Origin of the sequence: Streptomyces sp. 142MFCol3.1, from assembly GCF_000424945.1 — a bacterium.
Lineage (GTDB): Bacteria > Actinomycetota > Actinomycetes > Streptomycetales > Streptomycetaceae > Streptomyces > Streptomyces siamensis.
On the sequence record NZ_AUKV01000019.1, the window covers coordinates 35,648 to 61,134 of the forward strand.

At 72.7% G+C, this 25,487-nt stretch carries 25 protein-coding genes; 11 read left to right on the forward strand and 14 right to left on the reverse strand.

Going from position 1 to position 25,487, the window contains the following annotated elements:
* Positions 1 to 59: 59 nt before the first annotated feature.
* The 3 genes from H305_RS0126650 to H305_RS0126660 all read right to left on the reverse strand — a co-directional run bounded on the left by H305_RS0126650 (position 60) and on the right by H305_RS0126660 (position 2,032).
* Positions 60 to 599, reverse strand: coding sequence for a response regulator (locus tag H305_RS0126650; protein ID WP_028803108.1), 540 nt, complete (start codon positions 597 to 599; stop codon positions 60 to 62).
* A 192-nt stretch (positions 600 to 791) separates the two neighbouring features.
* Positions 792 to 1,136 carry a chorismate mutase gene (locus tag H305_RS0126655; RefSeq protein WP_028803109.1) on the reverse strand — a complete coding sequence of 115 codons (345 nt, stop codon included), beginning with the start codon at positions 1,134 to 1,136 and terminating at the stop codon, positions 792 to 794.
* Between the two features lie 11 nt (positions 1,137 to 1,147).
* The gene (locus tag H305_RS0126660; RefSeq protein WP_028803110.1) at positions 1,148 to 2,032 is read right to left on the reverse strand and encodes a helix-turn-helix domain-containing protein; all 885 of its coding nucleotides are present in this window, start codon (positions 2,030 to 2,032) and stop codon (positions 1,148 to 1,150) included.
* Between the two features lie 96 nt (positions 2,033 to 2,128).
* On the opposite strand from H305_RS0126660, the gene H305_RS47155 reads away from it, so the two are divergent.
* Positions 2,129 to 3,949 carry a glycoside hydrolase family 35 protein gene (locus H305_RS47155; protein ID WP_078629265.1) on the forward strand — a complete coding sequence of 607 codons (1,821 nt, stop codon included), beginning with the start codon at positions 2,129 to 2,131 and terminating at the stop codon, positions 3,947 to 3,949.
* On the opposite strand, the gene H305_RS0126670 is transcribed toward H305_RS47155, so the two are convergent.
* The 3 genes from H305_RS0126670 to H305_RS0126680 form a co-directional block, all read right to left on the reverse strand.
* On the reverse strand, positions 3,835 to 6,915 hold the full coding sequence (locus H305_RS0126670; RefSeq protein WP_028803111.1) for an endo-alpha-N-acetylgalactosaminidase family protein: 3,081 nt from the start codon (positions 6,913 to 6,915) through the stop codon (positions 3,835 to 3,837). The genes H305_RS47155 and H305_RS0126670 overlap by 115 nt on opposite strands.
* Positions 6,916 to 7,019: 104 nt before the next feature.
* Positions 7,020 to 7,493 (reverse strand): GNAT family N-acetyltransferase, encoded by a 474-nt coding sequence (locus tag H305_RS47160; RefSeq protein ID WP_037765439.1) that lies wholly within the window; start codon positions 7,491 to 7,493, stop codon positions 7,020 to 7,022.
* A gap of 109 nt (positions 7,494 to 7,602) precedes the next feature.
* A complete protein-coding gene (locus tag H305_RS0126680) occupies positions 7,603 to 8,385 on the reverse strand; it encodes a S1 family peptidase (protein ID WP_028803112.1) in 783 nt (260 codons plus the stop codon).
* A 221-nt stretch (positions 8,386 to 8,606) separates the two neighbouring features.
* Here H305_RS0126680 and H305_RS0126685 point away from each other — a divergent pair, with 221 nt between their 5' ends.
* A complete protein-coding gene (locus tag H305_RS0126685; protein ID WP_028803113.1) occupies positions 8,607 to 9,503 on the forward strand; it encodes a hypothetical protein in 897 nt (298 codons plus the stop codon).
* A 92-nt stretch (positions 9,504 to 9,595) separates the two neighbouring features.
* Positions 9,596 to 10,324: an ankyrin repeat domain-containing protein gene (locus H305_RS55820; protein WP_028803114.1), complete on the forward strand. Its 729-nt coding sequence runs from the start codon at positions 9,596 to 9,598 to the stop codon at positions 10,322 to 10,324.
* A 39-nt stretch (positions 10,325 to 10,363) separates the two neighbouring features.
* Here the strand turns inward: H305_RS55820 and H305_RS0126695 are convergent, their stop codons facing one another.
* A complete protein-coding gene (locus H305_RS0126695; RefSeq protein ID WP_028803115.1) occupies positions 10,364 to 11,278 on the reverse strand; it encodes an SDR family oxidoreductase in 915 nt (304 codons plus the stop codon).
* The gene (locus tag H305_RS0126700) at positions 11,275 to 12,027 is read right to left on the reverse strand and encodes an SDR family oxidoreductase (protein ID WP_037765494.1); all 753 of its coding nucleotides are present in this window, start codon (positions 12,025 to 12,027) and stop codon (positions 11,275 to 11,277) included. The genes H305_RS0126695 and H305_RS0126700 overlap by 4 nt, the downstream gene beginning before the upstream one ends.
* Positions 12,028 to 12,119: 92 nt before the next feature.
* Between H305_RS0126700 and H305_RS0126705 the strand changes: the two genes are divergently transcribed.
* The 5 genes from H305_RS0126705 to H305_RS0126725 are packed head-to-tail and all read left to right on the forward strand — an operon-like array spanning position 12,120 to position 16,186.
* Positions 12,120 to 12,872, forward strand: coding sequence for an enoyl-CoA hydratase family protein (locus tag H305_RS0126705; protein ID WP_028803117.1), 753 nt, complete (start codon positions 12,120 to 12,122; stop codon positions 12,870 to 12,872).
* Entirely contained in the window at positions 12,869 to 13,735 is an 867-nt protein-coding gene (locus H305_RS0126710) for a CoA transferase subunit A (RefSeq protein WP_028803118.1), read from the forward strand. The genes H305_RS0126705 and H305_RS0126710 overlap by 4 nt, the downstream gene beginning before the upstream one ends.
* The gene (locus tag H305_RS0126715; protein ID WP_037765444.1) at positions 13,732 to 14,481 is read left to right on the forward strand and encodes a CoA-transferase subunit beta; all 750 of its coding nucleotides are present in this window, start codon (positions 13,732 to 13,734) and stop codon (positions 14,479 to 14,481) included. The genes H305_RS0126710 and H305_RS0126715 overlap by 4 nt, the downstream gene beginning before the upstream one ends.
* Complete coding sequence (locus H305_RS0126720) at positions 14,481 to 15,545, forward strand: NAD(P)H-dependent flavin oxidoreductase (protein ID WP_028803119.1); 1,065 nt, start codon at positions 14,481 to 14,483, stop codon at positions 15,543 to 15,545. Before H305_RS0126715 ends, H305_RS0126720 begins: the two co-directional genes overlap by 1 nt.
* Entirely contained in the window at positions 15,542 to 16,186 is a 645-nt protein-coding gene (locus H305_RS0126725; RefSeq protein ID WP_028803120.1) for an SIMPL domain-containing protein, read from the forward strand. Before H305_RS0126720 ends, H305_RS0126725 begins: the two co-directional genes overlap by 4 nt.
* A 69-nt stretch (positions 16,187 to 16,255) precedes the next feature.
* Here the strand turns inward: H305_RS0126725 and H305_RS0126730 are convergent, their stop codons facing one another.
* The 3 genes from H305_RS0126730 to H305_RS0126740 all read right to left on the reverse strand — a co-directional run bounded on the left by H305_RS0126730 (position 16,256) and on the right by H305_RS0126740 (position 18,947).
* The gene (locus tag H305_RS0126730) at positions 16,256 to 17,413 is read right to left on the reverse strand and encodes an acetyl-CoA C-acetyltransferase (protein ID WP_028803121.1); all 1,158 of its coding nucleotides are present in this window, start codon (positions 17,411 to 17,413) and stop codon (positions 16,256 to 16,258) included.
* Positions 17,414 to 17,450: 37 nt separating this feature from the next.
* Positions 17,451 to 18,062: a TetR/AcrR family transcriptional regulator gene (locus H305_RS0126735; protein ID WP_028803122.1), complete on the reverse strand. Its 612-nt coding sequence runs from the start codon at positions 18,060 to 18,062 to the stop codon at positions 17,451 to 17,453.
* 93 nt (positions 18,063 to 18,155) lie between these two features.
* Positions 18,156 to 18,947 carry an SDR family oxidoreductase gene (locus H305_RS0126740; protein ID WP_028803123.1) on the reverse strand — a complete coding sequence of 264 codons (792 nt, stop codon included), beginning with the start codon at positions 18,945 to 18,947 and terminating at the stop codon, positions 18,156 to 18,158.
* A gap of 60 nt (positions 18,948 to 19,007) precedes the next feature.
* Here H305_RS0126740 and H305_RS0126745 point away from each other — a divergent pair, with 60 nt between their 5' ends.
* Positions 19,008 to 20,153, forward strand: coding sequence for an acyl-CoA dehydrogenase family protein (locus H305_RS0126745; RefSeq protein WP_028803124.1), 1,146 nt, complete (start codon positions 19,008 to 19,010; stop codon positions 20,151 to 20,153).
* Entirely contained in the window at positions 20,153 to 21,175 is a 1,023-nt protein-coding gene (locus tag H305_RS0126750) for an acyl-CoA dehydrogenase family protein (RefSeq protein ID WP_028803125.1), read from the forward strand. The genes H305_RS0126745 and H305_RS0126750 overlap by 1 nt, the downstream gene beginning before the upstream one ends.
* Here H305_RS0126750 and H305_RS0126755 read toward each other — a convergent pair.
* The 3 genes from H305_RS0126755 to H305_RS0126765 form a co-directional block, all read right to left on the reverse strand.
* The gene (locus H305_RS0126755; RefSeq protein ID WP_028803126.1) at positions 21,150 to 22,979 is read right to left on the reverse strand and encodes a cytochrome b; all 1,830 of its coding nucleotides are present in this window, start codon (positions 22,977 to 22,979) and stop codon (positions 21,150 to 21,152) included. The two genes, H305_RS0126750 and H305_RS0126755, sit on opposite strands and share 26 nt — an antisense overlap.
* 131 nt (positions 22,980 to 23,110) lie before the next feature.
* Positions 23,111 to 23,671: a HutD family protein gene (locus H305_RS0126760; protein ID WP_028803127.1), complete on the reverse strand. Its 561-nt coding sequence runs from the start codon at positions 23,669 to 23,671 to the stop codon at positions 23,111 to 23,113.
* Entirely contained in the window at positions 23,668 to 24,387 is a 720-nt protein-coding gene (locus H305_RS0126765; protein ID WP_028803128.1) for a vWA domain-containing protein, read from the reverse strand. The genes H305_RS0126760 and H305_RS0126765 overlap by 4 nt, the downstream gene beginning before the upstream one ends.
* Positions 24,388 to 24,561: 174 nt before the next feature.
* Here H305_RS0126765 and H305_RS0126770 point away from each other — a divergent pair, with 174 nt between their 5' ends.
* Positions 24,562 to 25,482, forward strand: a complete 921-nt coding sequence (locus H305_RS0126770; RefSeq protein ID WP_028803129.1) for a rhomboid family intramembrane serine protease — start codon at positions 24,562 to 24,564, stop codon at positions 25,480 to 25,482.
* Positions 25,483 to 25,487 lie beyond the last annotated feature (5 nt).

Consider the following 25,487-nt stretch of genomic DNA (forward strand, 5'->3'; position numbering starts at 1 on the left):
TGCACCCCGCCACTCGCCTCCCGCTCCACACCGCGGTCCTCGTCCCGCGGAGCGGGGGCCTACGGGGTGCGGCCCTGCTCCAGTGTGCCGTTGCGGGGCTCGCGCTGGACGGGGAAGCGGGTGTCCGGGCGGGGCAGGACCGGGCCGGCGCCGCGCGGGCCGGCGTCCTTGGCCTGTGCGCGCAGTTCGCGCAGTTCCTCCTCCAGGGCCCGGTGGCGCCGGTGGCTGTCGAACAGGTAGCGGACCTTGGTGCGCAGCGCCCAGGGGTCGATGGGTTTCATGACGAGGTCGGCGACGCCGAGGCCGAAGGCGGTGGACGTGAGTTCGGCGTCGGGGCCGAAGCCGGTGAGCAGGATGATCGGGATGTGCTGGGTCTGCTCCACCCGGCGCATGTAGCGCACCACGTCGAGGCCGCTGACGCCGGGCATGCGCACGTCGAGGAGGAGCAGCCCCACCTGGCCGCGCAGGACTTCCTTGAGCGCCTCGTCGCCGCTGGTGGCCCGCGCCACCTGGTAGCCCAGCGGTGCCAGGGCGCTCTCCAGGGCGTACAGCGTGTCTTCGTGGTCGTCGACGATGAGGATCTTGGCATCCGACGGCATGGCCCGACGTCCCCTCGGTTGGGCGTACAGCTTATGCCCGTACGGACTCACGGACTGCGCCCGTGGCCTGACAGCGAGTGCCCGGCAGGGCGTGCTGGGCGTGTGTTCGGCGCGTGCTCTTGTTCCCGGCATGTGCCCGGCGTGTACCCGGCACGGAGTGTTCAGCAGGATGCACGCTCGGACCGCCCGGTGTCACTCCCCCGCGTCCGCCGCGACGCCTCCCGCGTCGTCCGCGATGCGCTCGTGGTGCCGGATGACCTCGGCAATGATGAAATTCAGCAACTTTTCGGCGAAGGCCGGATCCAGCTTGGCGCTTTCGGCCAGCCTGCGCAGCCGCTCGATCTGCTGGGCCTCGCGGGACGGGTCCGCGGGCGGGAGCTGGTGGGCGGCCTTGAGGTGTCCGACCTGCTGGGTGCACTTGAAACGCTCGGCGAGCATGTGCACGACAGCGGCGTCGATGTTGTCGATGCTGTCGCGCAGCCGGGAGAGTTCGGCGCTGACGGCGGGGTCGACTTCCTGGGGCTTGCTCGTGGTCATGAGGTCCCACCCTACGTGGCCTGCGGCCGCTCGATCATGGGCGGATCGTCGGGGTCGGGGATCCGGTCGCTCCAGCCCCCGGGGACGGTCCGTCCCTGCTGCGCCCGGAAGCGGACGGGAGCCATGCCGACGCGCCGGGTGAACAGCCGGGAGAAGTAGGCGGGGTCGTCGTAGCCGACGCGGCGGGCGACTGCGGCGACCGGGAGTTCGGTGGCGGCCAGGAGCTCCTTGGCGCGTCCCAGGCGGATGCCGAGGAGATAGTCCTTGGGACTGCATCCCGCGCCACGGCGCACGGCACTGCGCAGTTCGGCGGGGGTCATGCCGTGCCGGGCGGCGTGGTCGGCGACGGACATCGCCTTGAACGCGTCGCGGGCGAGGGCCTGGAGGACCTCGTCGCCGTCGGGGGCGAGGTCGGCGCGGGCGCGGCGCAGGGCGACGAGGAGCTCGTGGACGGCCGCGCCCGTCTCCACCTCCAGCAGGGGGTTGCCGCGGCGGGCGGCGCGCGCGACACGGCCCACGACGGCGCGGGCGGCGGCCGCGTCGGAGAGGGGCACGACGGGCCGGCCGGGTTCGATGTAGCCGAGTTCGGTGTACGTGGCTGCCGCGGGTCCCGTGAAGTCGACGAAGCATTCGTCCCAGCTCGGGTCGGGCCCGTAGTGGTGCGGCACTCCGGGGGTGAGCCAGATCAGGGCGGGCGCGGTGACGGGATGGCGGTGCCCGTCGGGAGTTCGGTACCAGCCGCTGCCGGCGCCGATCACGACGGCCACGTGATGGTCGAGGGTGCGAGGGCCGACGGCAGGCAGCTCGCCGTGCTGGAGGCCGACGCCGAGGCAGGCGAGGCCGAGCCGGTGGTGGACGGGACTCGGGGTGAAATAGCGCATCCAGGTGTGGTACATCCGCTTACCTCCCGCCTGTCCGGCCGCCTCTTGCGTCCAATCAGCGACGATCTTTGTCCATGGACGCCACTGCCGCCAGAGCTGATCGTGGTGGCCATGAGCGAGTTCACGGTGGGGGACACGGATTTCCTGCTGGACGGCTGCCCGGTGCGGCTGCTGTCCGGCGCACTGCACTACTTCCGGGTGCACGAGGAGCAGTGGGCGCATCGCCTGGGGATGCTGCGGGCGATGGGGCTGAACTGTGTGGAGACGTACGTGCCGTGGAATCTCCACGAGCCGCGCCCCGGCGGCTTCCGGGACGTGGAGCAGCTGGGCCGTTTCCTGGACGCGGCCGCCGAGGCCGGGCTGTGGGCGATCGTGCGGCCCGGGCCGTACATCTGCGCGGAGTGGGACAACGGCGGGCTGCCGCACTGGCTGTCGGGCGGGCTCCGCACCCGCGACGAGGAGTACCTGGGGCACGTGGAGCGCTGGTTCCGGCGGCTGCTGCCCCAGGTCGTGCCCCGGCAGATCGACCGCGGCGGCCCGGTTCTGATGGTGCAGGTCGAGAACGAGTACGGCAGCTACGGCTCCGACCAGGTGTATCTGCGCCGGCTCGCGGATCTGCTGCGCGCCACGGGCGTGAGCGTCCCGCTGTTCACCTCGGACGGCCCCGAGGATCACATGCTCACCGGCGGCTCGGTCCCCGGCGTCCTGGCCACCGCGAACTTCGGCTCGCACGCCCGGGAGGCCTTCGCGACGCTGCGCCGGCACCGGCCGACGGGTCCGCTGATGTGCATGGAGTTCTGGTGCGGCTGGTTCGACCACTGGGGCGCCGGGCACGTGGTGCGCGATCCCGGCGACGCGGCGGACGCCCTGCGGGAGATCCTGGAGTGCGGGGCCTCGGTCAACCTCTACATGGCGCACGGCGGCACCAGCTTCGCGGGCTGGGCGGGCGCCAACCGGGGCGGTGGCGCACTGCACGACGGGCCGCTGGAGCCGGACGTCACCTCGTACGACTACGACGCGCCGGTCGACGAACTGGGGCGCCCCACGGAGAAGTTCTGGCGGTTCCGGGAGATCCTCGCCGGCTATGCGGACGGGCCGCTGCCGGACGTGCCGCCGGCCCCCGGGCCGCTCGGTGCCGCCACACCGGTCGTCCTCGGGGAGTGGGCCTCGCGGGACACGCTGCTGGAGACGCTCGGTGGCGCGGGGGGCGAGTACGCGGTCCCGCCCACGTTCGAGGACCTGGACGTCGACCAGGGGCTGGTCAAGTACGAGGTGAGCGTGCCCGGCCCGCGGCGGCCGTACCCGCTGACCGTGCGCGGGCTGCGCGACCTGGCGCTGGTGTACGTCGACGGGGTGGCGGCCGGGGTGCTCGGCGAGGACTCCGCACAGCTGAAGGACCCGGTCGCGGGGCCCGCCCGGGTGGAGCTGTGGGTGGAGTCCCTGGGGCGGGTCAACTACGGGCCGCGCACGGGTGAGCCGAAGGGCATCACCGGGGGCGTGCTGCACGAGCGGCAGTACCTGCACGGTGTGCGGGCGCGGGGGCTGCGGCTGGACGCGCTGGACGACGTGGAGGCGGTGCCGTTCGGCCCGCTTCCCCGGGGCGGCGCCCCCGGCCTGTACCGCGGCACCTTCGAGGTGCGCGGCGCCGGGGACGCCTTCCTCGAACTCCCGGGCTGGACCCGGGGGTTCGTGTGGGTCAACGGTTTCTGTCTGGGACGCTACTGGTCCGTCGGCCCGCAGCACGCGCTGTACGTGCCCGGTCCCGTGCTGCGGGAGGGGGTGAACGAGGTGCGGGTGCTGGAGCTGGAGGCGGCCGCTCAGCCGGCCTCGCCGACCTCGAACGAGTCGAGCACGAACTCGGCCGTACCGTCGTCCCCGGTCTTGCGCAGCCCCACCCAGGCCTCGCCGTCGGCGGGCGCCGTGAACTCGTAGGCGTGCAGCGTCGGTTCGGTGGCGACGGGGAGGACGGTCCGTTCGAGCTCGGTCGTCGCCGCTCCCCGGTCGACGGCGGTGATCCAGGCGTACTGGCCGGCCTTCTCGTTCTCGTGACGGAACGAGACCCGGTAGCGGCGCCCCGGCGTGAACCGGACGGTGTGCGGCACGGTCCGGTAGACCAGCCCGTCGTTCTCGCCGCGTGACTTGAGCGACTCGGAGCCGTCGACGACGTCGTCGATCGCCTTGCCGTTCCAGCTCCGCTGTGTGAACGGCGCATGCCGCTGGGCGATGTGGGTGCGCGGGTCGGTGGACCCGCCCGCGTCGCCCTTCACGAAGGGGCCCCAGCCCTGCGGGACGTCCTCGAAGTCCTCGAAGACCAGCGTCCCTCGCTTCGCCGGGCGCCGGGCGGGCACGACCCGTACGTTGTCGAACCGCACCCGTGCCTGCCCGGCGGCGGCGCACAGGGCGAGCTCGACGGGCCCGCCGCCCTCGGGCACGGTGAACCAGGTGAACATCCGCTGGAAGCGGGTCCCGTGCTTGCGGTCGGCGGCGACGAAGTTGCCCGCGGTCGAGGTGTCGGTCCAGTTGGCCGCGGTGACGCCGTCGGCGGTGCGGACCCGCAGGGACGCCCTGCGGCTGCCGTCGGCGCTCTCGCCGACCTCGACCTGCACGGACGCGGCGTACTGGCCGGGTCTGAGGCGGGTGAGCCGCTGGGAGACCGTGGCGGCTCCGCCGGGGGCGATCACCAGCTCGTGGTCGCCGAGGCCGCTGCGCACCACGGAGGCCGGCCCGCTGACCGTCCAGCCCTTCAGGGAGCCCGAGTTGAAGCCGGGGTCGTACAGCGGGGTGCCCTGTCCCCAGCGGGGGGCGGGGGGCTGGGCCACGCGGGTACGGTACACGACGTACGGCTGGGCGGGCTCGGCGTCGAGGGTGATCCGGCCGTCGCGCACGGGGACGTCGGCGACGAACACCCGGCCCTGGTCGGTGAGCCGGTACAGGGCGACCCGGGAGAGGCCTTCCCAGTCGCGCGGCAACCGCCACTCGCCGCTGCCGCCCGCCGGGTTGTAGTGGTAGAGCCTCGTGGGCTTCTTCGGGTCCCAGGGCAGCAGATAGGCGCCGCCGTCGTAGACGAGCCGGCCGTCGGTCGTGATGCGGCGTACGCCGTCCGTGTCGGAGACCGAGGTGCCGCCCGGCCCGGAGAAGGTGATCGTGTGCTCGCCCCATGTGCTGATCGGCTGGGCCTGGAGGTACTTGGCGGGCAGGGAGTGCGTCCAGATCAGCGCGTAGAAGGAGTTCCAGTCGGTCTTGCCGGTCCAGCCCTCGAAGTTGCCCATGCGGGCGATGCCCAGCAGGGTGGGCCACTTGTCGGCGAAGACGTCCTTCTGGTGATTGCGGACGAAGCGGATGAGCCGGGAATTGATCCCGCGCGAGGTGTCCGGGCCGTAGTCCGTCTCGGTCGCCCAGTGCGACCACAGACTGGAGCGCTCCAGGCCGTGGCCCCACTCGGAGGTGACGTGCCAGCCCTGCTCGCGCAGGGCGCGCTGGAGGCGGTCGGAGGTCCAGCCGGACTCGCGGAAGACGTCGATGTACAGGGAGTTGAGGGCCGGGTGCGTCTCCGCGCGCAGGTCGGCGAAGCGCCTGACGATGTCGCCGGAGACGAGGTCGCGGCGCTGGTCGATCCGGTACGACCGGTCCAGCCAGTCCCACTGCTCATCGGTCTTGTCGACCAGGGTCTCGGAGAAGGCGTGGGCGACCGGGTAGGACTCGGTGGCGTTGACGTGGACGGCGAAGTCGCTGTTCCACTTCCTGCCCTCGGCGACCAGGGTGTTGAGATCGGCGAGACCGCCGGCGCGCTTGTTGTGGTTGCCCGCGTAGTCGGGATGGGCGGAGTCGTGCCCCTCGGACTGGTAGCCCTTGAGGAGGGTGAACTGCCCGAGCCCGTCGGTCGCCAGGGAGATCCGCTTGACGTCGTCGAGCGTGGCGAGGAACGGATGGGTGGCCTGTGAGGCGAAGTTGAACGGGATGTGCGGCACGACACGGCGGTACGTGCCGTCGGCACCGAGCGGGTCGACCATGATGTCCCGGAAGGCGATCGCGGCGTCCTGCCAGTCGATCACGCCGTCGCCGTTGCGGTCGCCGGTGACGATCACGGTGGCGTACGGGAGCGGCTCGGTGTCGGTCGCCGTCGCGGCCCGGTGGGTCCACTCGCCGGGGACGAGCTGGGCCTTGACGTAGCCGTCGGCTCCGCCTGCCGGCTCCTTGCGGACGGTCTGCCGCCACAGCCGGCCGTTCTCCCACGAGCTGGTGCCGTCGGGCTTGTCGTAGACCGTGTTGGTCTCTACGGCGCCCGCGAGGCCGTGGTGCGCGACGACGGCGTACGCGCATCCGGTCGCCGCCTCCGCCGGGGTGTCGCGGGCCGGGACGACGAGTGTGTCGCCGCTCTTGGACTTGTCCAACTGGATCCTGGCGGCGAGGAGTTGCGCGCCGGGCTGGTCGCTGCGGACGGAGAGCAGGGCGAGGCCGGGGATGCGCAGCGTGCCGACGGGCAGCGCGGCGGTTTCGGTGATCTTCGTGATCCGCCAGGTCACCCGCCGGCCCGTGACGGCGATCTCGGCGTCGATCGTGGTGCCGCCGTCGAAGACGAGCCGGTACGCGACCGCGTCGCCGTCGGCCGTGGCGGTGACCGTCGGGGTCCGCTCGGTGCCGTCGACGAGGACGGAGGTGACCTCGTCCTCCTGGGCGTGCAGGACGGCGCCGGTCGCGCGGTCGGTGTAGGAGACGATCCGCGGGAATCCGGCGGCGACCCGGACGTCGAGGGCGTGGGAGCGCAGGACGAGGTCCGCGCCGGGGGCGGTGGCCTCGGCGGAGGCCGGACCGGCCGCGCCGAGTGCGGCCCCGGCTCCGGCGGCGGCGCCCGCCGCGAAGACCGCGCGGCGCGTGGGGGCGAATGCGGGCGAGGGCATGGCTGAGGGTTGCAAGGCACTCCTCCTGGGAGCTGCGATCGGTGCCGTCAGCCTGCGCCGGTGAGGTGAACGTGCCCATGGACAAAGGAGAAAGAGGAGTTGGACTAACCGACCGGCGCCTTCAGCTCCTTGTGGAAGTGCACGTCCTGATGGCCGCCCGGGATGCCTTCCGTGCGGCCCGTCTCTCGGTAGCCGTGCCCGCGGTAGAAGTCGGGGGCCTGGAAGGTGAAGGAGGAGACGATCACCTCGGTGCAGCCGCGCCGCGCGCCCTCCTCCTCGGCGGCCTTCAGCAGCTTGCTGCCCCAGCCGGCGTGCCGCTGGTCCTCGCGCACCCAGAGCATGTCGACGGCGCAGCAGCTTCCCCAGACCCAGGCGGTCAGTCCGCCCACCAGGTCCCCTGCCTCGTCGGTGACGCGGACCGAGAGCGGCTGGGGAGTGCCGGCTCCGGTCGCCTCCGCGTTGAACGCGGTGAGCTCGTCGTCGAGCCGCCGCTCCAGCGCCGCGTCCTTGGCTCCCACCTCCAACGACGCGGTGGAGGTGGGCTGCTGGGCGGGGCCGGTGGGCTGCTGGGCGGTCATGGCCGGGAGTATCGCAGCGCGCGGGGGTGGTGGCCGAACGCCTTTCGCTCCCGGACGGGCGCCCGCGACCCGGTCACGGGCGCCCGCACCGCACGAGGTGCGGCGACGGCTACAGCCCGGATGCCGCGCGGGCTATGTCGGCCGCGAACGTGGAGACCTCGCTGTAGACGCCGGGGTAGCCCGGCTCCGCGCAGCCCTGGCCCCAGCTGACGATCCCGACCTGGATGTACGCGCCCGTGTCGTCCTTGCGGAACATGGGCCCGCCGGAGTCGCCCTGGCAGGTGTCGACCCCGCCCTGCTGGACGAACCCGGCACAGATCTCGTCACCGGGGACGAGATCGCTGCCGTACGCCCGCTGGCAGGTGGCGTCGTCGACGAAGGGGACGGTGGCCTTGCGCAGGTAGCGCTGCTGGGCGCCGCCCTCGCGGGTGGCGCCCCAGCCCGCGACGGTGAAGTTCCCGTTGTTGTACGCCGTGGTGGTGGCGATCTTCAGGGTGGGCTGCTCGATCGGCCTGGCGAGCTTGATGAGGGCCCAGTCCTTGCCCTTGCCGTTGTAGCCGGGCGCCTGGAGCACCTTCGTCGACTTGACCTTGATCGCGCTGCTGCTCTGCAGGTCGACGACCCCGGCGGTGGCGGTGATGGAGGTGTTGTTGCCCGAGCCGTCCACACAGTGCGCGGCGGTCAGGACGATGCTCTTGGTGTACAGGGCGCCGCCGCAGCCCATGGACAGGCGGACCATGAACGGGAACTCGCCCTGGGCGGCGCGGGTCCCGCCGACCACGGGCGCGGGGGCGGCCTGGGCGGACAGCGGCTGGAGGGACGCGGCGGCGAGCGCCACCGCGGCGACGGCGAGCAGTCTTCTGGTGACGCCGTGCTTCTTGAGAGACTTCAACGCGCTTCCTTTCGTGGGGGGTTGAACGCCGGGCGGAAGCCACGCCGAAATGTCCTGGCATGCTCCTGCCAAGCTGTGCGGATTATGAGGACCCGGGCACGGCAGGGGCAAGGACCGGATTCCGGCCAGACACGGCGCCGGGCGCCCGCGCACTCCACGTCATCGGGAGGGAACCCCGCTTAGAGTGGAAGTCGATTCCGGCGTCTTCAGGGGGTGCGGACGTGGCGAACGGCGGTCCCGTCGAGCACGGATACCCGCATCTGGACACGGTGCGGGCCTCGATCACCGCGCTGTACAGACGGCTCTCGTACGACACGATCCACACGTTCGCGGCCAGCGTCGCCCCCGCGGACGTCGCCTTCGCCGACACCGACGACCTGCACCTCGGCGCGCAGCGCGTGGCCCGCGAGATGGTCCGGCACTACCGGCTGCCCGACGCCCGGATGATCATCGGCTTCCGCGAGATGACCCACGCGGCGAACGTCGAGCTCGCCGCGGGACCCGAGTACTTCGTCGACCTCAACGACCGCTTCCGCACCCACCGCAGGGACATCGGGGCCGCGCTCGCCCACGAGGTGATGCACGTCTATCTGCACCGTCTCGACCTCGCCTTCCCCGGCACCCGCGACAACGAGATCCTCACCGACACGGCCGCGGCCTACCTGGGAGCGGGCTGGCTCCTCCTCGACGCCTACCGCGAGGACGCGGCGTCCTCGCAGAAGCTCGGCTACCTCACCCCGGAGGAGTTCGGGTACGTCCTCGCCAAACGCGCCCTCCTCTTCGGGGAGGACCCCTCCGTCTGGTTCACCAGCCCGCAGGCCTACACGGCGTACACCAAGGGCATGGCGCAGGCCCGCCGCGACGAGCAGCAGCCGCCGCTCACCGCGGCAGGCTGGGCGGGCCGCCACCGCTACGCGAAGGACCGCCGCTACGCGCAGGACCACCACTCCTCGGCCCACCGGCCCGGCGCCCCCTACTCCTTCACGCCCGACCGCCAGGGCCCCCTGCGCGTCTCCTTCCCCTGCCCCACCTGCCACCAGCGGATCAGGGTCCCGGTACGCGGCCGGGTACGGGCCCGCTGCACGCTGTGCAGGACGGTGCTGGAGTGCGACACGTGACGGGTGAGTCACGTGCCAGGAAGAGCGAGGGGTGAGACAGCACACCTCAAAAGCCTTTGCCTCGCGCCTCCTTCGCGCGCGAGGGTCGAAGGATGAGCACGAACGACCTCACGGCGCGCCTCTTCACCGCTGTGTACGAGGGTGACGAGGACGCGGTCGTTCGGTCGCTGCGCTCCGGAGCGAGCCCCGAGTCGGTGGACGAGGACGGTCAGACGGCGCTGTACCTGGCGGCGGTGAGCGATCAGCCCGGCATCGTACGGCTGCTGCTCGTGTCCGGTGCCGACCCGGACCGGCTGAGCCAGGGCACCGACGCCCCGCTGTGCGGCGCGGCCTGCGGCGGGCACACCGAAGTGGTGCACGCCCTGCTCGCGGCCGGGGCCGGGCCCGACACGGTGGAGGCCTTCGGATTCACCGCCCTCACCTGGGCGCTCAGGCGCGGCCACTCCGCGGTCGCCGAGGCACTCCTCGCCGCGGGCGCCGACCCGGACCGGCCCGGCCCCCAGGGCGAGGCCCCGCTGGTGGCCGCCGCCCACCGGGGCTCCCCCGGCTGCGTCCGCGCCCTTCTCGCGCGAGGCGCGGGGGGCAGGCGCGAGGCGCTGGCGGAGGCCCGCCGCCAGCTCACCCTGGACGTGGCGGCCGAGCTCCTCGCGGGGCTGACCCTGACCCACGGCGCGGGACACCCGTCCACCACCCACCTCTCACGGCAGGACGGCCGGACGGTCGTCGAGGTCCAGCTCCTCGACGCGCAGGGCCACCCCTTCGCCGGCGACGACCGCGAAACGGGCCACGCGGAGATCGCCGCCCTCCTGGAGGGCCGGTAGCACCCAGGAGCCCGGGTCACGACGCGCCGGCGGGCCGCGCTACCCCGATCCGTACACCACGCCGGGCGTCTGCGCCGCCGCCAGCAGTTCCAGCGCCGTCTCGCCCGCCTCCGACGGGGTGCGGCGCGCGCCCTTGTCCGCGCTCGGACCCGGCCGCCAGCCCTCCATCACCGTGATCCGCCCGCCTTCGGTCTCGAAGACCCGGCCGGTGACCCCGGCACTGGCGGCCGAGCCCAGCCAGACGACGAGCGGCGAGACGTTCTCGGGGGCCATGGCGTCGAACCCGGTCCCGGGCGCGGCCATGGTCTCGGCGAACGTCCGCTCGGTCATCCGCGTACGGGCCGCCGGGGCGATCGCGTTGACCTGGACCCCGTAGCGCCCCAGCTCCGCGGCGGCGACGAGGGTCAGCCCGACGATCCCCGCCTTGGCCGCGCTGTAGTTGCCCTGCCCCACCGAGCCCAGGAGCCCGGCCCCGCTGCTGGTGTTGACGACGCGGGCCGACGGGGTCCGTCCCGCCTTGGCCTCGGTGCGCCAGTGCGCCGCCGCGTGCTTCAACGGCAGGAAGTGCCCCTTCAGGTGGACGCGCGTCACGGCGTCCCAGTCGTCCTCTTCGAGGTTGACGAGCATCCGGTCGCGCAGGAACCCGGCGTTGTTGACGAGGGTGTCGAGGCGGCCGTACGTCTCCAGGGCGGTACGGACCAGCGACGCGGCGCCCTCGGCGGTTGCGATGTCGCCGCCGTGCGCCACCGCTTCGCCGCCCGCCGCTCGGATCTCCTCGGCCACCCGCGCGGCCGGACCCCCCACCCCCGGCGTGCCGTCGAGGCCGACGCCGAGGTCGTTCACCACGATCCGGGCACCCTCGGCGGCGAACGCGAGGGCGTGCGCCCTCCCGAGCCCGCGGCCCGCTCCCGTGACGACGACGACCCGCTCTTCGCACAGCCGCCGTTCGCTCATCGCACGTCTCCCCTCTCCTTGTTGACCGTCGCGGCGTCCAGGAACGCCGGCCGCTCCCCGCCGCCGTGGACGAGGAGCGAGGCCCCGCTGATGTACGCGGCGGCGTCCGACGCGAGGAAGACGGCGGCCTCCCCGACGTCCGAGGGCCGGGCGAGGCGGCCCAGCGGGACCGTGCCGGCGACGGCCGCGACCCCGTCCTCCCCGCCGTAGTGCAGACGGGCCAGCTCGGTGCGGACCATGCCGACGACCAAGGTGTTGACCCGGATGTCGGGGGCCCATTCGACGGCCATCGAGCGGGCGAGGTTCTCCAGACCCGCCTTGGCCGCGCCGTACGCCGCCGACCCGGGGGACGGCCGCGTCCCGCTCACGCTGCCGATCATCACGATGGAGCCCCCGGACCGCCTGAGGTGCTCGTACGCGGCGAGCGAGGCGGAGAGCGGCACGGTGAGGTTGAGCTCGATCACCCGGGCGTGCCGTGCCGCGTCCGCTTGTGCCAGCGGCCGGTAGGGGGCGCCGCCCGCGTTGTTGACCAGCACGTCGAGCTGCGGCAGGGCGTCGAAGAAGGTGTGGACGGCGGCCGTGTCGCGCAGGTCGACGGGGACGAAGTCGATGCCCTCCAGCGGGACTTCGGGCGGTCTGCGGGCGCAGACCACGACCCGCGCGCCGGTCCGCGCGAAGGCCCTCGCGATCCCGGCCCCGACACCACGGGTGCCGCCGGTGACGACGACCGTCCTGCCGTCGCGATCCAGGTTGTCCACAGGGCCTCCCGCGCGGATGCATTCGCTGCTAGCTTCGAGATTGCACCTAACAAACGTTTGGTGGAAAGGTAGCTGATGCGCCCATGGGTGTCTCCACCTCGTCCCCGGAAAAGGGGATTTCCGTCGTCACGGTCGACTTCCCCCCGGTGAACGCGCTGCCGGTCAGCGGCTGGTTCGCCCTGGCCGACGCGATCCGCGCGGCGGGCCGCGACCCCGGCCATCGCTGTGTGGTGCTGACGGCCGAGGGACGCGGGTTCAACGCGGGAGTCGACATCAAGGAGATGCAGCGCGACCGGGACGGCCACAGCGCGCTCCTCGGCGCCAACAGCGGCTGTGCGGAGGCCTTCGCCGCGGTGTACGAGTGCGAGGTTCCGGTCGTGGCCGCGGTGCACGGCTTCTGCCTGGGCGGCGGCATAGGCCTCGTGGGGAACGCCGACGCGATCGTGGCCAGCGAGGACGCCACCTTCGGCCTCCCCGAGCTGGACCGGGGCGCGCTCGGCGCGGCCACGCATCTGGCCCGGCTGGTCCCGCAGCACCTGATGCGGGCGCTGTACTACACCTCACGCACGGCGAGTGCGGCCGAACTGCACGCGCACGGCTCCGTGTGGCGGGTCGTCGGGCGGGAGCGGCTGCGTGCAGCCGCGCTGGAGCTGGCCCGCGAGATAGCCGCCAAGGACGGCCGGCTCATCCGCCTCGCCAAGGCGGCGATCAACGGCATCGACCCCGTCGACGTGCGCCGCAGCTACCGCTTCGAGCAGGGCTTCACCTTCGAGGCCAGCCTCAGCGGGGTGGCCGACCGCGTCCGCGCCACCTTCGGCGAGGAGGCCGTCCAGTGACCGACAAGACCATGTCCGCGGATCAGGCCGTCGCCCGTCTGGAGAGCGGGATGACCCTGGGCATCGGCGGCTGGGGCGCACGCCGCAAGCCGATGGCTTTGGTCAGAGCCCTGCTCCGTACCGCGGTCACGGACCTCACCGTCGTGTCGTACGGCGGCCCGGACGTGGGCCTGCTGGCCGCCGCCGGACGCATCCGCAAGCTCGTCACCGCCTTCGTCACCCTCGACTCGATCCCCCTCGAACCGCACTACCGCGCGGCGCGGGAGAGCGGTGCCATCGAGCTGACGGAGGTCGACGAGGCGATGTTCATGTGGGGGCTGCACGCCGCCGCGAACAGGCTGCCGTTCCTGCCGGTGCGGGCGGGCCTCGGCTCGGACGTCCTGCGGGTCGGCCGGGGCCTGCGGACGGTCACGTCGCCGTACGCCGACCCGTCCACGGGAGTGCGCGAGGAGTTCGTCGCCATGCCCGCGCTGCGCCTCGACGCGGCCCTGGTCCACATGAACCGCGCGGACCGCCTGGGCAACGGCCAGTATCTGGGCCCCGACCCGTACTTCGACGACCTGTTCTGCGAGGCGGCGGACGCGGCGTACGTCTCCTGCGAGCGGATCGTCGACACGGCGGACCTCATCAAGGAGGGCGCCCCGCAGACGCTGCTGCTCCAGCGGTCGAGCGTGACGGGCGTCGTGGAGACGCCGAACGGCGCGCACTTCACCTCCTGCGTCCCCGACTACGGACGCGACGAGGCCTTCCAGAAGCTGTACGCGACCACTGGGCACGCCGAGTTCGCCGAGCGCTTCCTCAGCGGCGACGAACACGCCTATCAACGCGCCGTCCAGGCCTGGCAGAAGGAAGGGACCCCGTGAGGACGACCCGCGCCGAGTACTGCGTGATCGCCTGCGCCGAGGCCTGGCGGGGCGACGGCGAGGTGCTCGCCAGCCCCATGGGCCTGATCCCCTCGATCGCCGCTCGCCTCGCCCGGCGCACCTTCTCGCCCGACCTGCTGCTCACCGACGGCGAGGCCATGCTCGTCGGCCCCGACGGCACGCCCGAGGGCTGGCTGCCCTACCGCCGGCATCTGACGGCGGTCACCGGCGGGCGCCGTCACGTGATGATGGGCGCGAGCCAGATCGACCGCTTCGGCAACCAGAACATCTCCCGCATCGGCGACTGGGAGCGCCCTGCGCGCCAGCTGCTGGGCGTGCGCGGCGCCCCGGTCAACACCCTGAACAATGCGACGAGTTACTGGATCCCGAAGCACTCTCCGCGCGTCTTCGTCGAGCGGGTCGACATGGTGTGCGGCGTGGGGTACGACCGTGCCGCCGCCGCGGGTCCGAGCGCCGCCCGCTTCCACCGCCTGCCGCGCGTGGTGACCGATCTCGCCGTCCTCGACTTCGCGACGCCCGACCGCTCGATGCGGCTGGCCTCGGTGCACCCGGGTGTCACGGTCGACGAGGTGCGGGCGGCCACGGGTTTCGCGCTGACGGTCCCCGACGAGGTGCCGTCCACCCGCGAACCGACCGATCGGGAGCTGGAGTTGATCCGCGAGGTCATCGACCCGACCGGGGCGCGGGACCGTGAGGTCCCCCCGGCGGGGCGGGACGGGCGCTGATGGAGACCGCGCTGACCCGGCTCGTCGGGGTCCGCCACCCCCTCGTGCAGACCGGGATGGGCTGGGTTGCGGGCCCCCGTCTGGTCTCGGCGACGGCGAACGCCGGTGCGCTGGGTGTCCTGGCCTCCGCGACCATGACGCCCGACCGGCTGCGGGAAGCCGTGCGGGAGGTCAAGTCCCGTACGGACCAGCCGTTCGGGGTGAATCTGCGCGCCGACGCCGGGGACGCGGGAGACCGGGTGCGGATCATCATCGACGAGGGCGTCCGCGTCGCGTCCTTCGCGCTCGCCCCCTCACGCGAACTGATCGCCGAGCTGAAGGAGGCCGGCGTGGTCGTCGTCCCGTCCGTCGGCGCCCGGCGGCACGCGGAGAAGGTGGCCGCGTGGGGCGCGGACGCCGTGATCGTGCAGGGCGGCGAGGGCGGCGGCCACACCGGGGAGGTGGCGACGACGGTGCTGCTGCCCCAGGTGGTGGACGCGGTCCGCATACCGGTCGTCGCCGCAGGCGGGTTCCACGACGGGCGGGGCCTGGTGGCCGCGCTGGCGTACGGCGCGGCGGGCATCGCCATGGGCACCCGTTTCCTGCTCACCTCGGACTCCACCGTCCCCGACGCGGTGAAGGCGAGGTATCTGGCCGCGACGGTCGAGGACGTCACGGTGACCAGGGCCGTCGACGGGCTGCCGCACCGCATGCTGCGCAGCGAGCTCGTCGACTCCCTGGAGCGGTCGGGCCGGGCGAGGACGCTGGTCCGGGCCGTGCGCCGGGCGGCCGGCTTCCGGCGGCTGTCCGGACTGTCCTGGTCGCGGCTGATCCGTGACGGCCTGGCCACGAGGCACGGCCGGGACCTGACGTGGAGCCAGGTCCTGCTCGCCGCCAACACCCCCATGCTGCTGCGGGCGTCGATGGTGGAGGGGCGCACGGATCTGGGGGTGATGGCGTCGGGGCAGGTCGCGGGTGTCATCGAGGACCTGCCGTCGTGCGCCGAGCTGGTCACCCGCGTGATGGCCCAGGCTCACGAAACCCTCGGCGCCCTGCCGGACCCCGGTGCTTCAATGCCCGCATGAATCAGTCGATCAACGAGCCGTGGGGCCTCAGTGTCTTCGGTGCGGGAAGCGTCCGGCTGGAACCCCAGCTGGTGCGGGTGAGACTCACCATCGATGTCCTGGAGCCTTCCCCGGACCGGGCCTTCCAGGAGGCGGGCGCGGCGGTGTCCCGGCTGCGGGAGACGCTGCGCGCGCACCGCATACCGGACGCGTCGGTGTCCGGCTCCCGCCTCAAGCTCAACTCGGAGTACGAGGGGTACGGCAGCGACCGCAAGTTCCTCGGGTACCGGTGCCGGGCTTCGTACGCGGTGGAGACCGAGGCCATCGACACCCTCCAGCAGCTGATCGTGGACGCGGTCGAGGCGGGCGCCAACCGGGTCGAGGACGTCGTCTTCGATGTCCGGGACAAGCCGGCGGTCCGCGACGAGGCGCGCCGCAGGGCGGTGGCGGCGGCCCGTCGCAAGGCCGAGGTGTACGCGGAGGCCGCGGGGGTCGAGCTGGGCACGGTGCTGCACATCCAGGACGTGGACGCGGAGTCCTGGGAGCTGCGCGGCGGCGGGCGCGGGCACGGCAGCGGCGGCGGGAACTCCGACGGCGACCTGGCGCCCGGCATGGTGGAGGTGCACGGAGCGGTGCTGCTGGGCTTCTCCCTCGTCCGCTGAGGCCGCTCCGGTGTCGTCCGGGCCCGCCCCGGGCCCGGACGACACCTCTTCGGTGAACTGCCGGGCAGATCAGAGCCGTTCGACGATGGTGACGTTGGCCTGCCCTCCACCCTCACACATGGTCTGGAGGCCGAACCTGCCGCCGGTGCGCTCCAGTTCGTGCAGGAGCGTCGTCATCAGTTTCGCTCCGGTGGCACCGAGCGGGTGGCCCAGTGCGATCGCGCCGCCGTTGACGTTGACCTTGTCGGGGTCGGCTCCGGTCTCCTTGAGCCAGGCGAGGACGACCGGGGCGAAGGCTTCGTTGATCTCGACGAGGTCGATCTCGTCGAGGGACATGCCGGTCTTCTTCAGGGCGTACGCCGTCGCGGGGATCGGGGCCGACAGCATCCGGATGGGGTCCTCGCCCCGGACGGAGAGGTGGTGCACGCGGGCGCGCGGCGTCAGCCCGTGTTCGCGGACCGCGCGCTCCGAGGCGAGCAGGATCGCGGCGGCGCCGTCGGAGACCTGCGAGGAGCAGGCGGCGGTGATGGTGCCGCCCTCGACGACGGGTTTCAGTGCCGCCATCTTCTCCAGCGAGGTGTCACGGCGCGGGCCCTCGTCGGCCGTCACGTCGCCGTAGGCCACCGTCTCGCGTGCGAAGCGGCCCTCGTCGAGCGCGCGGACCGCCCGCCGGTGCGAGCGCAGTGCGAACTCCTCCTGGGCGCGCCGGTCGATGCCCCACTTCCGGGCGATCGCCTCGGCACCGTGGAACTGGTTGACGGGAAGGCTGCCGTAGCGCGCCCGCCAGCCCTTGCTGCCGGCGAAGGGTCCCTCGGTCAGGCCGAGCGGTTCGGCGGCCTGCCGGGAGGCGAAGGCGATGGGTATGAGGGTCATGTTCTGCACACCGCCCGCGACCACCAGGTCCTGGGTTCCGGAGAGCACCGCCTGGGCGGCGAAGTGCAAGGCCTGCTGGGAGGACCCGCACTGCCGGTCGACGGTGACTCCCGGCACCTCCTCGGGGAGTCCGGCGGCGAGCCAGCAGGTGCGGGCGATGTCCCCCGCCTGCGGTCCCACCGCGTCCAGGCAGCCGAAGACGACGTCCTCGACGGCGGCCGGGTCGACGCCGGACCGCTCGATCAGGGCCTTGAGGACGTGCGCGCCGAGGTCGGCCGGGTGGACACCGCCCAGGCCTCCCCCACGGCGCCCGACGGGCGTGCGGACCGCTTCGACGATGTAGGCCTCGGCCATGGCGACTCCTTGGCGGACATGGGGTGTTGGCGTACGGCTACTCCCGTGCGGAGATGCCGTCCAGCACCATCGACAGGTACTGCCGGGCGATCTCCTCGGGGCTGTGCTGTCCTCCGGGCCGGTACCAGGACGCGGCGACCCACACGGTGTCGCGCACGAACCGGTAGGTGAGCCGGATGTCGAGGTCGGCCCGGAAGACCTCGGCGACGACGCCGCGCTCCAGTGTGCTCAGCCACGCCTTCTCGAAGTTGCGCTGCGATGCGGCGAGGAACGCGAAGCGCTGCTGCGCGGCGAGTTGCCGGGACTCCTTCTGGTAGATCGCGACGGCCGCCCGGTGCCGGTCGATCTCCCGGAAGGACTCCGTGACGAGTGCCTCCAGGGTCTCGCGCGGGCCGAGGCCGGCATCCAGGACGGCGTTGTAACCGCTCCAGAGCTCGTCGAGGAAGGTCCGCAGGATCTCCTCCAGCATCGATTCCTTGGAGTCGAAGTGGTAGTAGAGACTGCCCGCGAGCATGCCGGCCTCGTCCGCGATCTTGCGTACGGTGGTGGCGTTGTAGCCCTGCTCGGCGAAGACCTCGGCGGCGGTGTCGAGCAGTTCGCGGCGCCGCTCCGGTGTCGCGGTCACCTGGGGCTTCTTCTTGGTAGGCACGGGTCCATTGTGGTCCCGCGGACCACGGGGGCCCGCACTTCCGGCGCCGCTGCGCGGGCGGAGCCCGTCCGACGAATCGCGCCGGGCCGGCGCCTAGGCACGCTGGCTGCTGACGGAGACGACCTCGCCCGTCAGGTAGGAGGAGTATCCGGAGGCCAGGAAGACGATCACGTTGGCCACCTCCCACGGTTCCGCGTACCGCCCGAAGGCCTCGCGTCCGGTCAGCTCCTCCAGCAGTTCGGGGGTGGTCACCTTCGCCAGGTGGGGGTGCATGGCGAGGCTCGGCGAGACGGCGTTGACCCGCACTCCACAGGCGGCGGCCTCGATCGCCGCGCAGCGGGTGAGCGCCATGACCCCGGCCTTCGCGGCGGCGTAGTGGGCCTGGCCGGCCTGGGCGCGCCAGCCGACGACGGACGCGTTGTTGACGAGGACTCCCCCGCCGGCCTGCGCCCGGAACAGCCGCAGGGCCGCTCTGGTGCACCGGAAGGTGCCGGTCAGTGTCACGTCGAGGACCTTCGACCACTGCTCGTCGGTCATGTCGACGAGGGGTGACGTACCGCCCAGCCCGGCGTTGTTGACGACGGCGTCCAGGCTTCCGTGCAGGTCCGTGGCCGCCTCGAAGAGCGTCTGGACCTGGGTCTCGTCGGTGACGTCGCAGGGCCGTGCGGCGACGCGCCCTGCGCCGAACTCTGCGGCGAGGGCCTGTTCGGTCTCCTTGAGCCGGCGCGGGTGGGCGTCGCTGATCAGGACGCGCGCCCCCTCCTCCAGGAACCTCCGCGCCGTGGCCCCGCCGATGCCCGCGCCCGCCGCGGCGGTGATGACGGCGGTGCGCCCCTCCAGCAGCCCGTGCCCGGGGACGTACGCCGGGCTCTCGACGTCGCTCATGGCTCCACGCTAACCTACCAAACACTTGTTAGGGAAGGTTGCCACCGGAAGGTGCCGCCGATGGATCTCGCCCATTCCCGCGCCGACGAGGCGTTCCGCGCCGAGGCCCGCGCCTGGCTCGACGCCCACGTCCCGGCCGTTCCCCTCCCCTCCCTGGAGACCGCGGAGGGATTCGCCGCCCACCGGGCCTGGGAGGCCGAACTGGCCGCGGACCGCTGGTCGGTGGTGTCCTGGCCCGAGGAGTACGGCGGGCGCGCCGCGGACGTGGTGCGCTGGCTGGTCTTCGAGGAGGAGTACTGGTCCGCGGGGGCCCCGGGCCGGGTGAGCCAGAACGGCATCAGCCTGCTCGCCCCGACTCTCTTCGACCACGGGACGGCGGAGCAGCGTGCGCGCGTGCTGCCGTCGATGGCCACGGGCGAGGTCGTCTGGGCGCAGGCGTGGTCCGAGCCGGAGGCGGGTTCCGACCTGGCCTCGCTCACCTCCCGCGCGGTGCGCACGGACGGCGGCTGGCTGCTGCGCGGACAGAAGACGTGGTCGTCGCGGGCCGCGTTCGCCGACCGCGCGTTCGGCCTGTTCCGCAGTGAACCGGACACCCCGAAGCCCCATCAGGGCCTGACCTACCTGATGTTCGACCTCCGGGCACCGGGGGTGACGGTCCGCCCGATCGGCCGGCTGGACGGCAAGCCGGCCTTCGCCGAGCTGTTCCTGGACGACGTGTTCGTCCCGGACGCGGACGTGATCGGCGAGCCGGGCGCGGGCTGGCGGGTCGCCATGGCGACGACGGGCGACGAACGCGGGCTGACCCTGCGTCCACCGGGCCGCTTCCTGGCCGCCGCCGACCGTCTGGTGGGCCTGTGGCGCGACCGTGCCGACCCCTCGGACACGGCCCTGCGCGACCGGGTGGCCGACGCGGTGATCGGCGCCCGCGCCTACCAGCTGTTCACCTACGCCCACGCCTCCCGCTTCCTCGACGGCGAGACCGTCGGGCCGGAGTCCAGCCTGAACAAGGTCTTCTGGTCCGAGTACGACATCGCGCTGCACGAGACGGCACTCGACCTGCTCGGCCCGGCCGGCGAGCAGGCGGACACCGCATGGTCCGAGGGGTTCGTGTTCTCCCTCGCCGGCCCCATCTACGCGGGCACCAACGAGATCCAGCGCGACATCATCGCCGAGCGGCTGCTCGGCCTACCGAAGGGCCGTCGCTGATGCACTTCCTGCTCGACACCGAACAACGCGCCTTCGCCGCCTCGCTCGACGCGATGCTGTCGTCCGCGGACACGCCGGCCGTCGTACGCGCCTGGGCCTCGGGCGACCACGGACCCGGCCGCGCCGTGTGGTCCCGGCTCGCCGACGCGGGCGTCTTCGCGCTGGCGGCTCCCGAGGCGTACGAGGGGCTGGGCCCGCTGCCCGTCGGCATCGCCGTCGCCTTCGTGGAGCTGGGCCGCCACGCCGTGCCGGGACCGCTGACCGAGACGGTGGCGGGGGCCGCCCTCCTCGCCGCTCTCGGCGAGAAGTGCCCGGCCGAGCGGCTCCTGCCGGCGATCGTGTCGGGCAAGTCCATGACGACGCTGGTCCTCCCGGGCGGGAGCCCCTTCGCGCTGGACGGCGACGTGGCCGACCTGCACCTGACGGTGCGCGGCACCGGCGCGGCGGCGGAGCTGCGAGGGGCGTCCCGGGACGCCGCCGGGCCCAGCGGCCTCACGCGGACGTCCCTGGACCCCGCCCGCCGGCTGGCTCTCCCCCGCTCCGGCGGCGAACGCCTCGCCGTAGGCCCCCAGGTGGCCGACGCGGCCGCCCGCGCGCTCGGCTGGGCCCGTCTCGCCATCGCGGCCCAGGCCCTCGGCGTCGGGCAGGCGCTCCTCGACCGGACCGTCGGCCACGTCCGGCGGCGCACCCAGTTCGGTGTGCCCATCGGTTCGTTCCAGGCGGTCAAGCACCGGCTGGCGGACGCGAGGATCGCCCTGGAGTTCGCGCGTCCGCTGCTGTTCGGCGCCGCGCTGTCGATGACCCCGGCGGACCTGGCCGCCGCCAAGGTCACGGCCTGCGAGGCGGCCTGGACGACGGCCCGGTCCGCGTTGCAGCTGCACGGCGCGATCGGCTACACGGCGGAGTACGACCTCTCCCTCTGGCTGACAAAGGCCCGTGCGCTGCGCACCGCGTGGGGCACTCCGGCCGAATGCCGGGCGGAGGTCCTGCGCGGGCTCAGTGGTGCTGGTCCCCGCTCGTGACCTCCCGGTACTCCTCCGCCGTCGGCTTGGGTATCCGTGTCCCGGGTCCGTACAGGGCGCGGGCCAGCCGTGCCCGCAGCCGGTGCGGGACGGGGATCCGCCGGGTGACGCCGTTCGCGTCGACGCGCGGCCCGACCTCGTACGGCGGCGCCTGCTCGTGCTGGGTGAGCGTGAACCGCTGGGCCGGCGTGAGCGGTTCGTGGACCTCCACGTACTCGCCGTGCGGAAGGCGCTTGATGATCCCGGACTCGCGCCCGTGCAGCACCTTGTCGCGGTCCCGGCGCTGCAGCCCCAGGCAGATCCGCCTGGTCACGACGAAGGCGAGCACGGGACCGGCGAAGACGGCCACCCGCACGAACCAGGTGATCGCGTTGATCGAGAGGTGGAAGTGGGTCGCCCACAGGTCGTTGCCGCCACCGACGAGGAGCACCGCGTACAGCGTCAGCCAGGCCACGCCGAGCGCGGTGCGCGTGGGCACGTTGCGCGGCCGGTCCAGGATGTGGTGCTCGCGCCTGTCGCCGGTGATCCACGCCTCGACGAAGGGGTAGACGGCGATCGCCGTCATGATGAGCGGGAAGAGCATGAAGGGGATGAAGACGCCCAACTGGAGCGTGTGCCCCCAGGCGTTGATCTCCCATCCCGGCATCACCCGGATCAGGCCCTCCGAGAAGCCCAGGTACCAGTCGGGTTGCGCGCCGGTGGTGACCAGGTCGGGACGGTAGGGGCCGAAGGCCCACACGGGGTTGATCGTCGCGATCGCGCCCACGATCGACAGCACACCGAAGACAAGGAAGAAGAACCCTCCGGCCTTGGCCATGTAGACGGGCATGAAGGGCATCCCGACGACCGACTTCTCGTCCCGTCCGGGGCCGGGGTACTGCGTGTGCTTGTGGTGGAAGACCAGGATCAGATGGGCGACGACCAGGCCGAGCATGATGCCGGGCAGCAGCAGCACGTGGATCGGGAAGAAGCGCGAAATGATGTCGTGCCCCGGGAACTCCCCTCCGAAGAGGAAGAAGGAGAGGTACGTCCCCACGACCGGGACGGAGAGGATGGCGCCCTGTGCGAAGCGGACGCCGGTGCCGGACAGCAGGTCGTCGGGGAGCGAGTAGCCGGTCAGCCCGGTGATGAGGCCGAGCATCAACAGGGTCCACCCGAAGAGCCAGTTGACCTCGCGCGGCTTGCGGAACGCGCCGGTGAAGAACACCCGCATCATGTGCACGAGCATTCCGGCGAGGAAGACGAGCGCCGCCCAGTGGTGGATCTGCCGGATCAGCAGCCCGCCACGCACGTCGAAGCTGATGTCGAGCGTGGACTCGTAGGCCCTGGTCATGATGACGCCGTTGAGCGGCTCGTACGAGCCGTGGTAGACGACCTCGACACCGCTCGGTTCGAAGAACAGGGTGAGGTAGACGCCGGTGAGGATCAGTACGAGGAAGCTGTACAGGCAGATCTCGCCGAGCAGGAAGGACCAGTGGTCCGGGAACACCTTGCGCATGTTGGCCTTGGCCAGCGCGTAGGTGCCGAGCCGCCCGTCGGCCCAGTCCGCGAGCCGTTCGCCCTTGGCGGGCTCGGCCGCCCTCCCGGCCCGGGAGGTGCCCGCCGCGGGCGCGACGGGCCGGGAGGCCGTCGTCCCGGTCGCGGCGCGCGCCGCCCCGTTCCGGGTGCCGGCCGTCGCGGACCCGGCCGTCCCGTCCCCTGTGCCGCCCGGCACCGCCCCCGCGACCCCGGACCCGCCGGTGCGTGGTGTCCCGGCGTCCGAAGTCCCCGCAGCCCGACCGGAGTTGGTCTCTCGTGCGCCCATACGCCGCTCCCCTCGGCCCCCAAGGGTGGCATGCCGTCCCGCCGAAGCCAACGGGGGTCACCGGGTCGGCCGGAGCCGCCGATGCGCTCCCGGAATCCCCGCTCGCGGTCGCGCCGGGGAGGTCGGCCCGCTCAGCGCACTCCGGCGAGGTCGATGACGGCGGTGCGGCCCGTCACGCGCGGCACGGCCGGCTCGCCGGTCAGCAGCGCGGCGTCGTACCGCCCGAGGGTCAGCCCGGCCACCTCGGCGGTCCCGTCCAGCACGACGACGAGCGCGGCCGGTCCGGCCGGACCGGCGGGCGGCGAGCCGGGGTGCCCCACGGTGACGGCCGGGGTCGCCCCGCCGCCCCGGCGCCACATGACGTTGAGGTTCACGACCGGTCCCGCGAGAAGCCGGCAGTCGGTGGGCAGGTCGCCGGGGAAGTGCTGGGGAACGTACCGCGTGTCGACCCGCCGGTGCGCGCCGCCGACGGTGAGGTCCATTCCCGCGCCCTCGACCATGGTCAGGATGCGGTCCACCCCCGCGAACGCCGAGAAGGGCCCGTCGGCGCCGACGTCGGCGAGGCTGACGCGCCAGGCGAAGTCGTCCATGCCCGCTCCCTCGGGCCCGGCGGCGATCTCCCGGGTGACTCCGCCGCCGTTCTTCCAGGGCACGGCGGCCCGTCCCGCGGCGGGCAGCAGGCGCACGGTCATCGCACGATCCCCCGCGCCCTCGCGGCGGTCAGCCACTGCGGGAACTCGCCGACCATCCGGTCGTACAGCTCCTCGTCGGACACCTTCAGCGGATTCGAACCGGCGTGGAAGAACCCGGCGTTGTCGACCACCCGCTTCTCGGGCACAGCCAGCTCGTCGAGCTTGCGCAGGAATTCGAACTGCCTGCTGCCCGGGTCACCGAACCCTATGAACTGCCAGAACAGCGGGAGCTTCGCGGCCTTGCACAGGTACCGCTCCGCGGCGAGCTTGTTGATCGGGCCGCCGTCGGTCTGGAAGACGACGAGAGCCGGGGCCTTCGAACCGCTGTCCAGGTAGTGCTCGATGACGGCGTCCATGGCCAGGTGGTAGCTGGTCTTGCCCATGTGCCCGAGCCCGGCCACGATCCGTTCGACCCGGCCCTGGTGGTTGTCGAGCGCGATGTCGGTGACGGCGTCGACGTCCGTGGAGAAGAAGACGACCGGGACCGAACCGTCGTCGTCGAGGTGCGCGGAGAGGCCGAGCACCCGGTCGGCGAGCGCCTGCACGCTGCCGCCCCGGTAGTACGGCTTCATCGACCCCGAGTAGTCGACCACGAGGTACACGGCGGCCCGCTGCCCGCTCAGCCCGTGCTTGGTGAGGGAGACTCCCGCGCTCCTGTACGGACCGACCAGGGCCGGCGCGGTCTCCTCCACCTTGGTGAGGCTGATTCCGGCCATACGGATCTCCGATCGCGCGCTGGTGGCGGGACCGCCGAGATTACGGCACCACGGCCCCCTGCCGTCCCGCCCACCCACGGGCGTTCGCTATTTTGTTCGCCGCCGCACTACCCGCACCCGTTCGACCGCCCCCGCACCCCCGTTGTCCCGCACGTACCTCCTGAGGAGCCGGCCGTGGAGCCCGAGTCCGCCGTCACCACCTGCTATCGCCATCCCAAGGTGGAGTCCCATGTGCGGTGCACCCGGTGCGACCGCTTCATCTGCCCGGACTGCATGCGCGAGGCGGCCGTAGGCCACCAGTGCGTGGAATGCGTGAAGGAGGGCGCGCGGTCGGTCCGCCAGGCCCGCACCGCCTTCGGCGGCCGGATCTCGACGGTCCCCGCGGTGACGTACGTGCTCATAGGCCTCAATGTCCTGGCCTACCTCGCCGAACTGGCGCGCTCCTCGGTGACGGACCGGTTCGAGATGCTCGGCGCCGGTCTGGTGGGGCCGGACGGCGGCCACTACGTATGGCAGGCCCTGTACCCGGCGGGCTACCACGCGGAGGGCCTCGTCGACGGCGAGTGGTACCGGCTGCTGACCGGCGCGTTCCTCCATCTGCCACCCACCGAGGGCACGTTCGGCATCCTGCACATCGTGATGAACATGGTGTCGCTGTGGAACCTCGGCCGCGTGGTGGAGGCGCAGCTCGGCCGTGCCCGCTACCTCACGCTGTACCTGCTGTCGGCGCTCGGCAGCTCGGTCCTCGTCCTGCTGATCTCCCCGGAGGACCCCACGCTCGGGGCGTCCGGCGCGATCTTCGGCCTCGGCGCCGCGTACTACGTGATGGCCCGCCGGCTGGGCGCGGACATGCGCGCCGTCAACCGCTTCATGGTGGGGCTGCTGCTCTGGCTGGCCGTCTCGGCCGCGGTCACCTCCTGGGAGGGGCACCTCGGCGGTCTGCTGGCCGGTGGGGCCGTGACGGCCGCGTACGCCTACGCGCCCCGCGACCAGCGGCGTACGGCGGTGCAGGCGGCGGCCTGCGCGGGCCTCCTGGTGCTCCTCGTGGTGCTGACCGTGGTCAAGGTGTCGTCACTGAAGAGCGGTATGGCCTAGAGCGT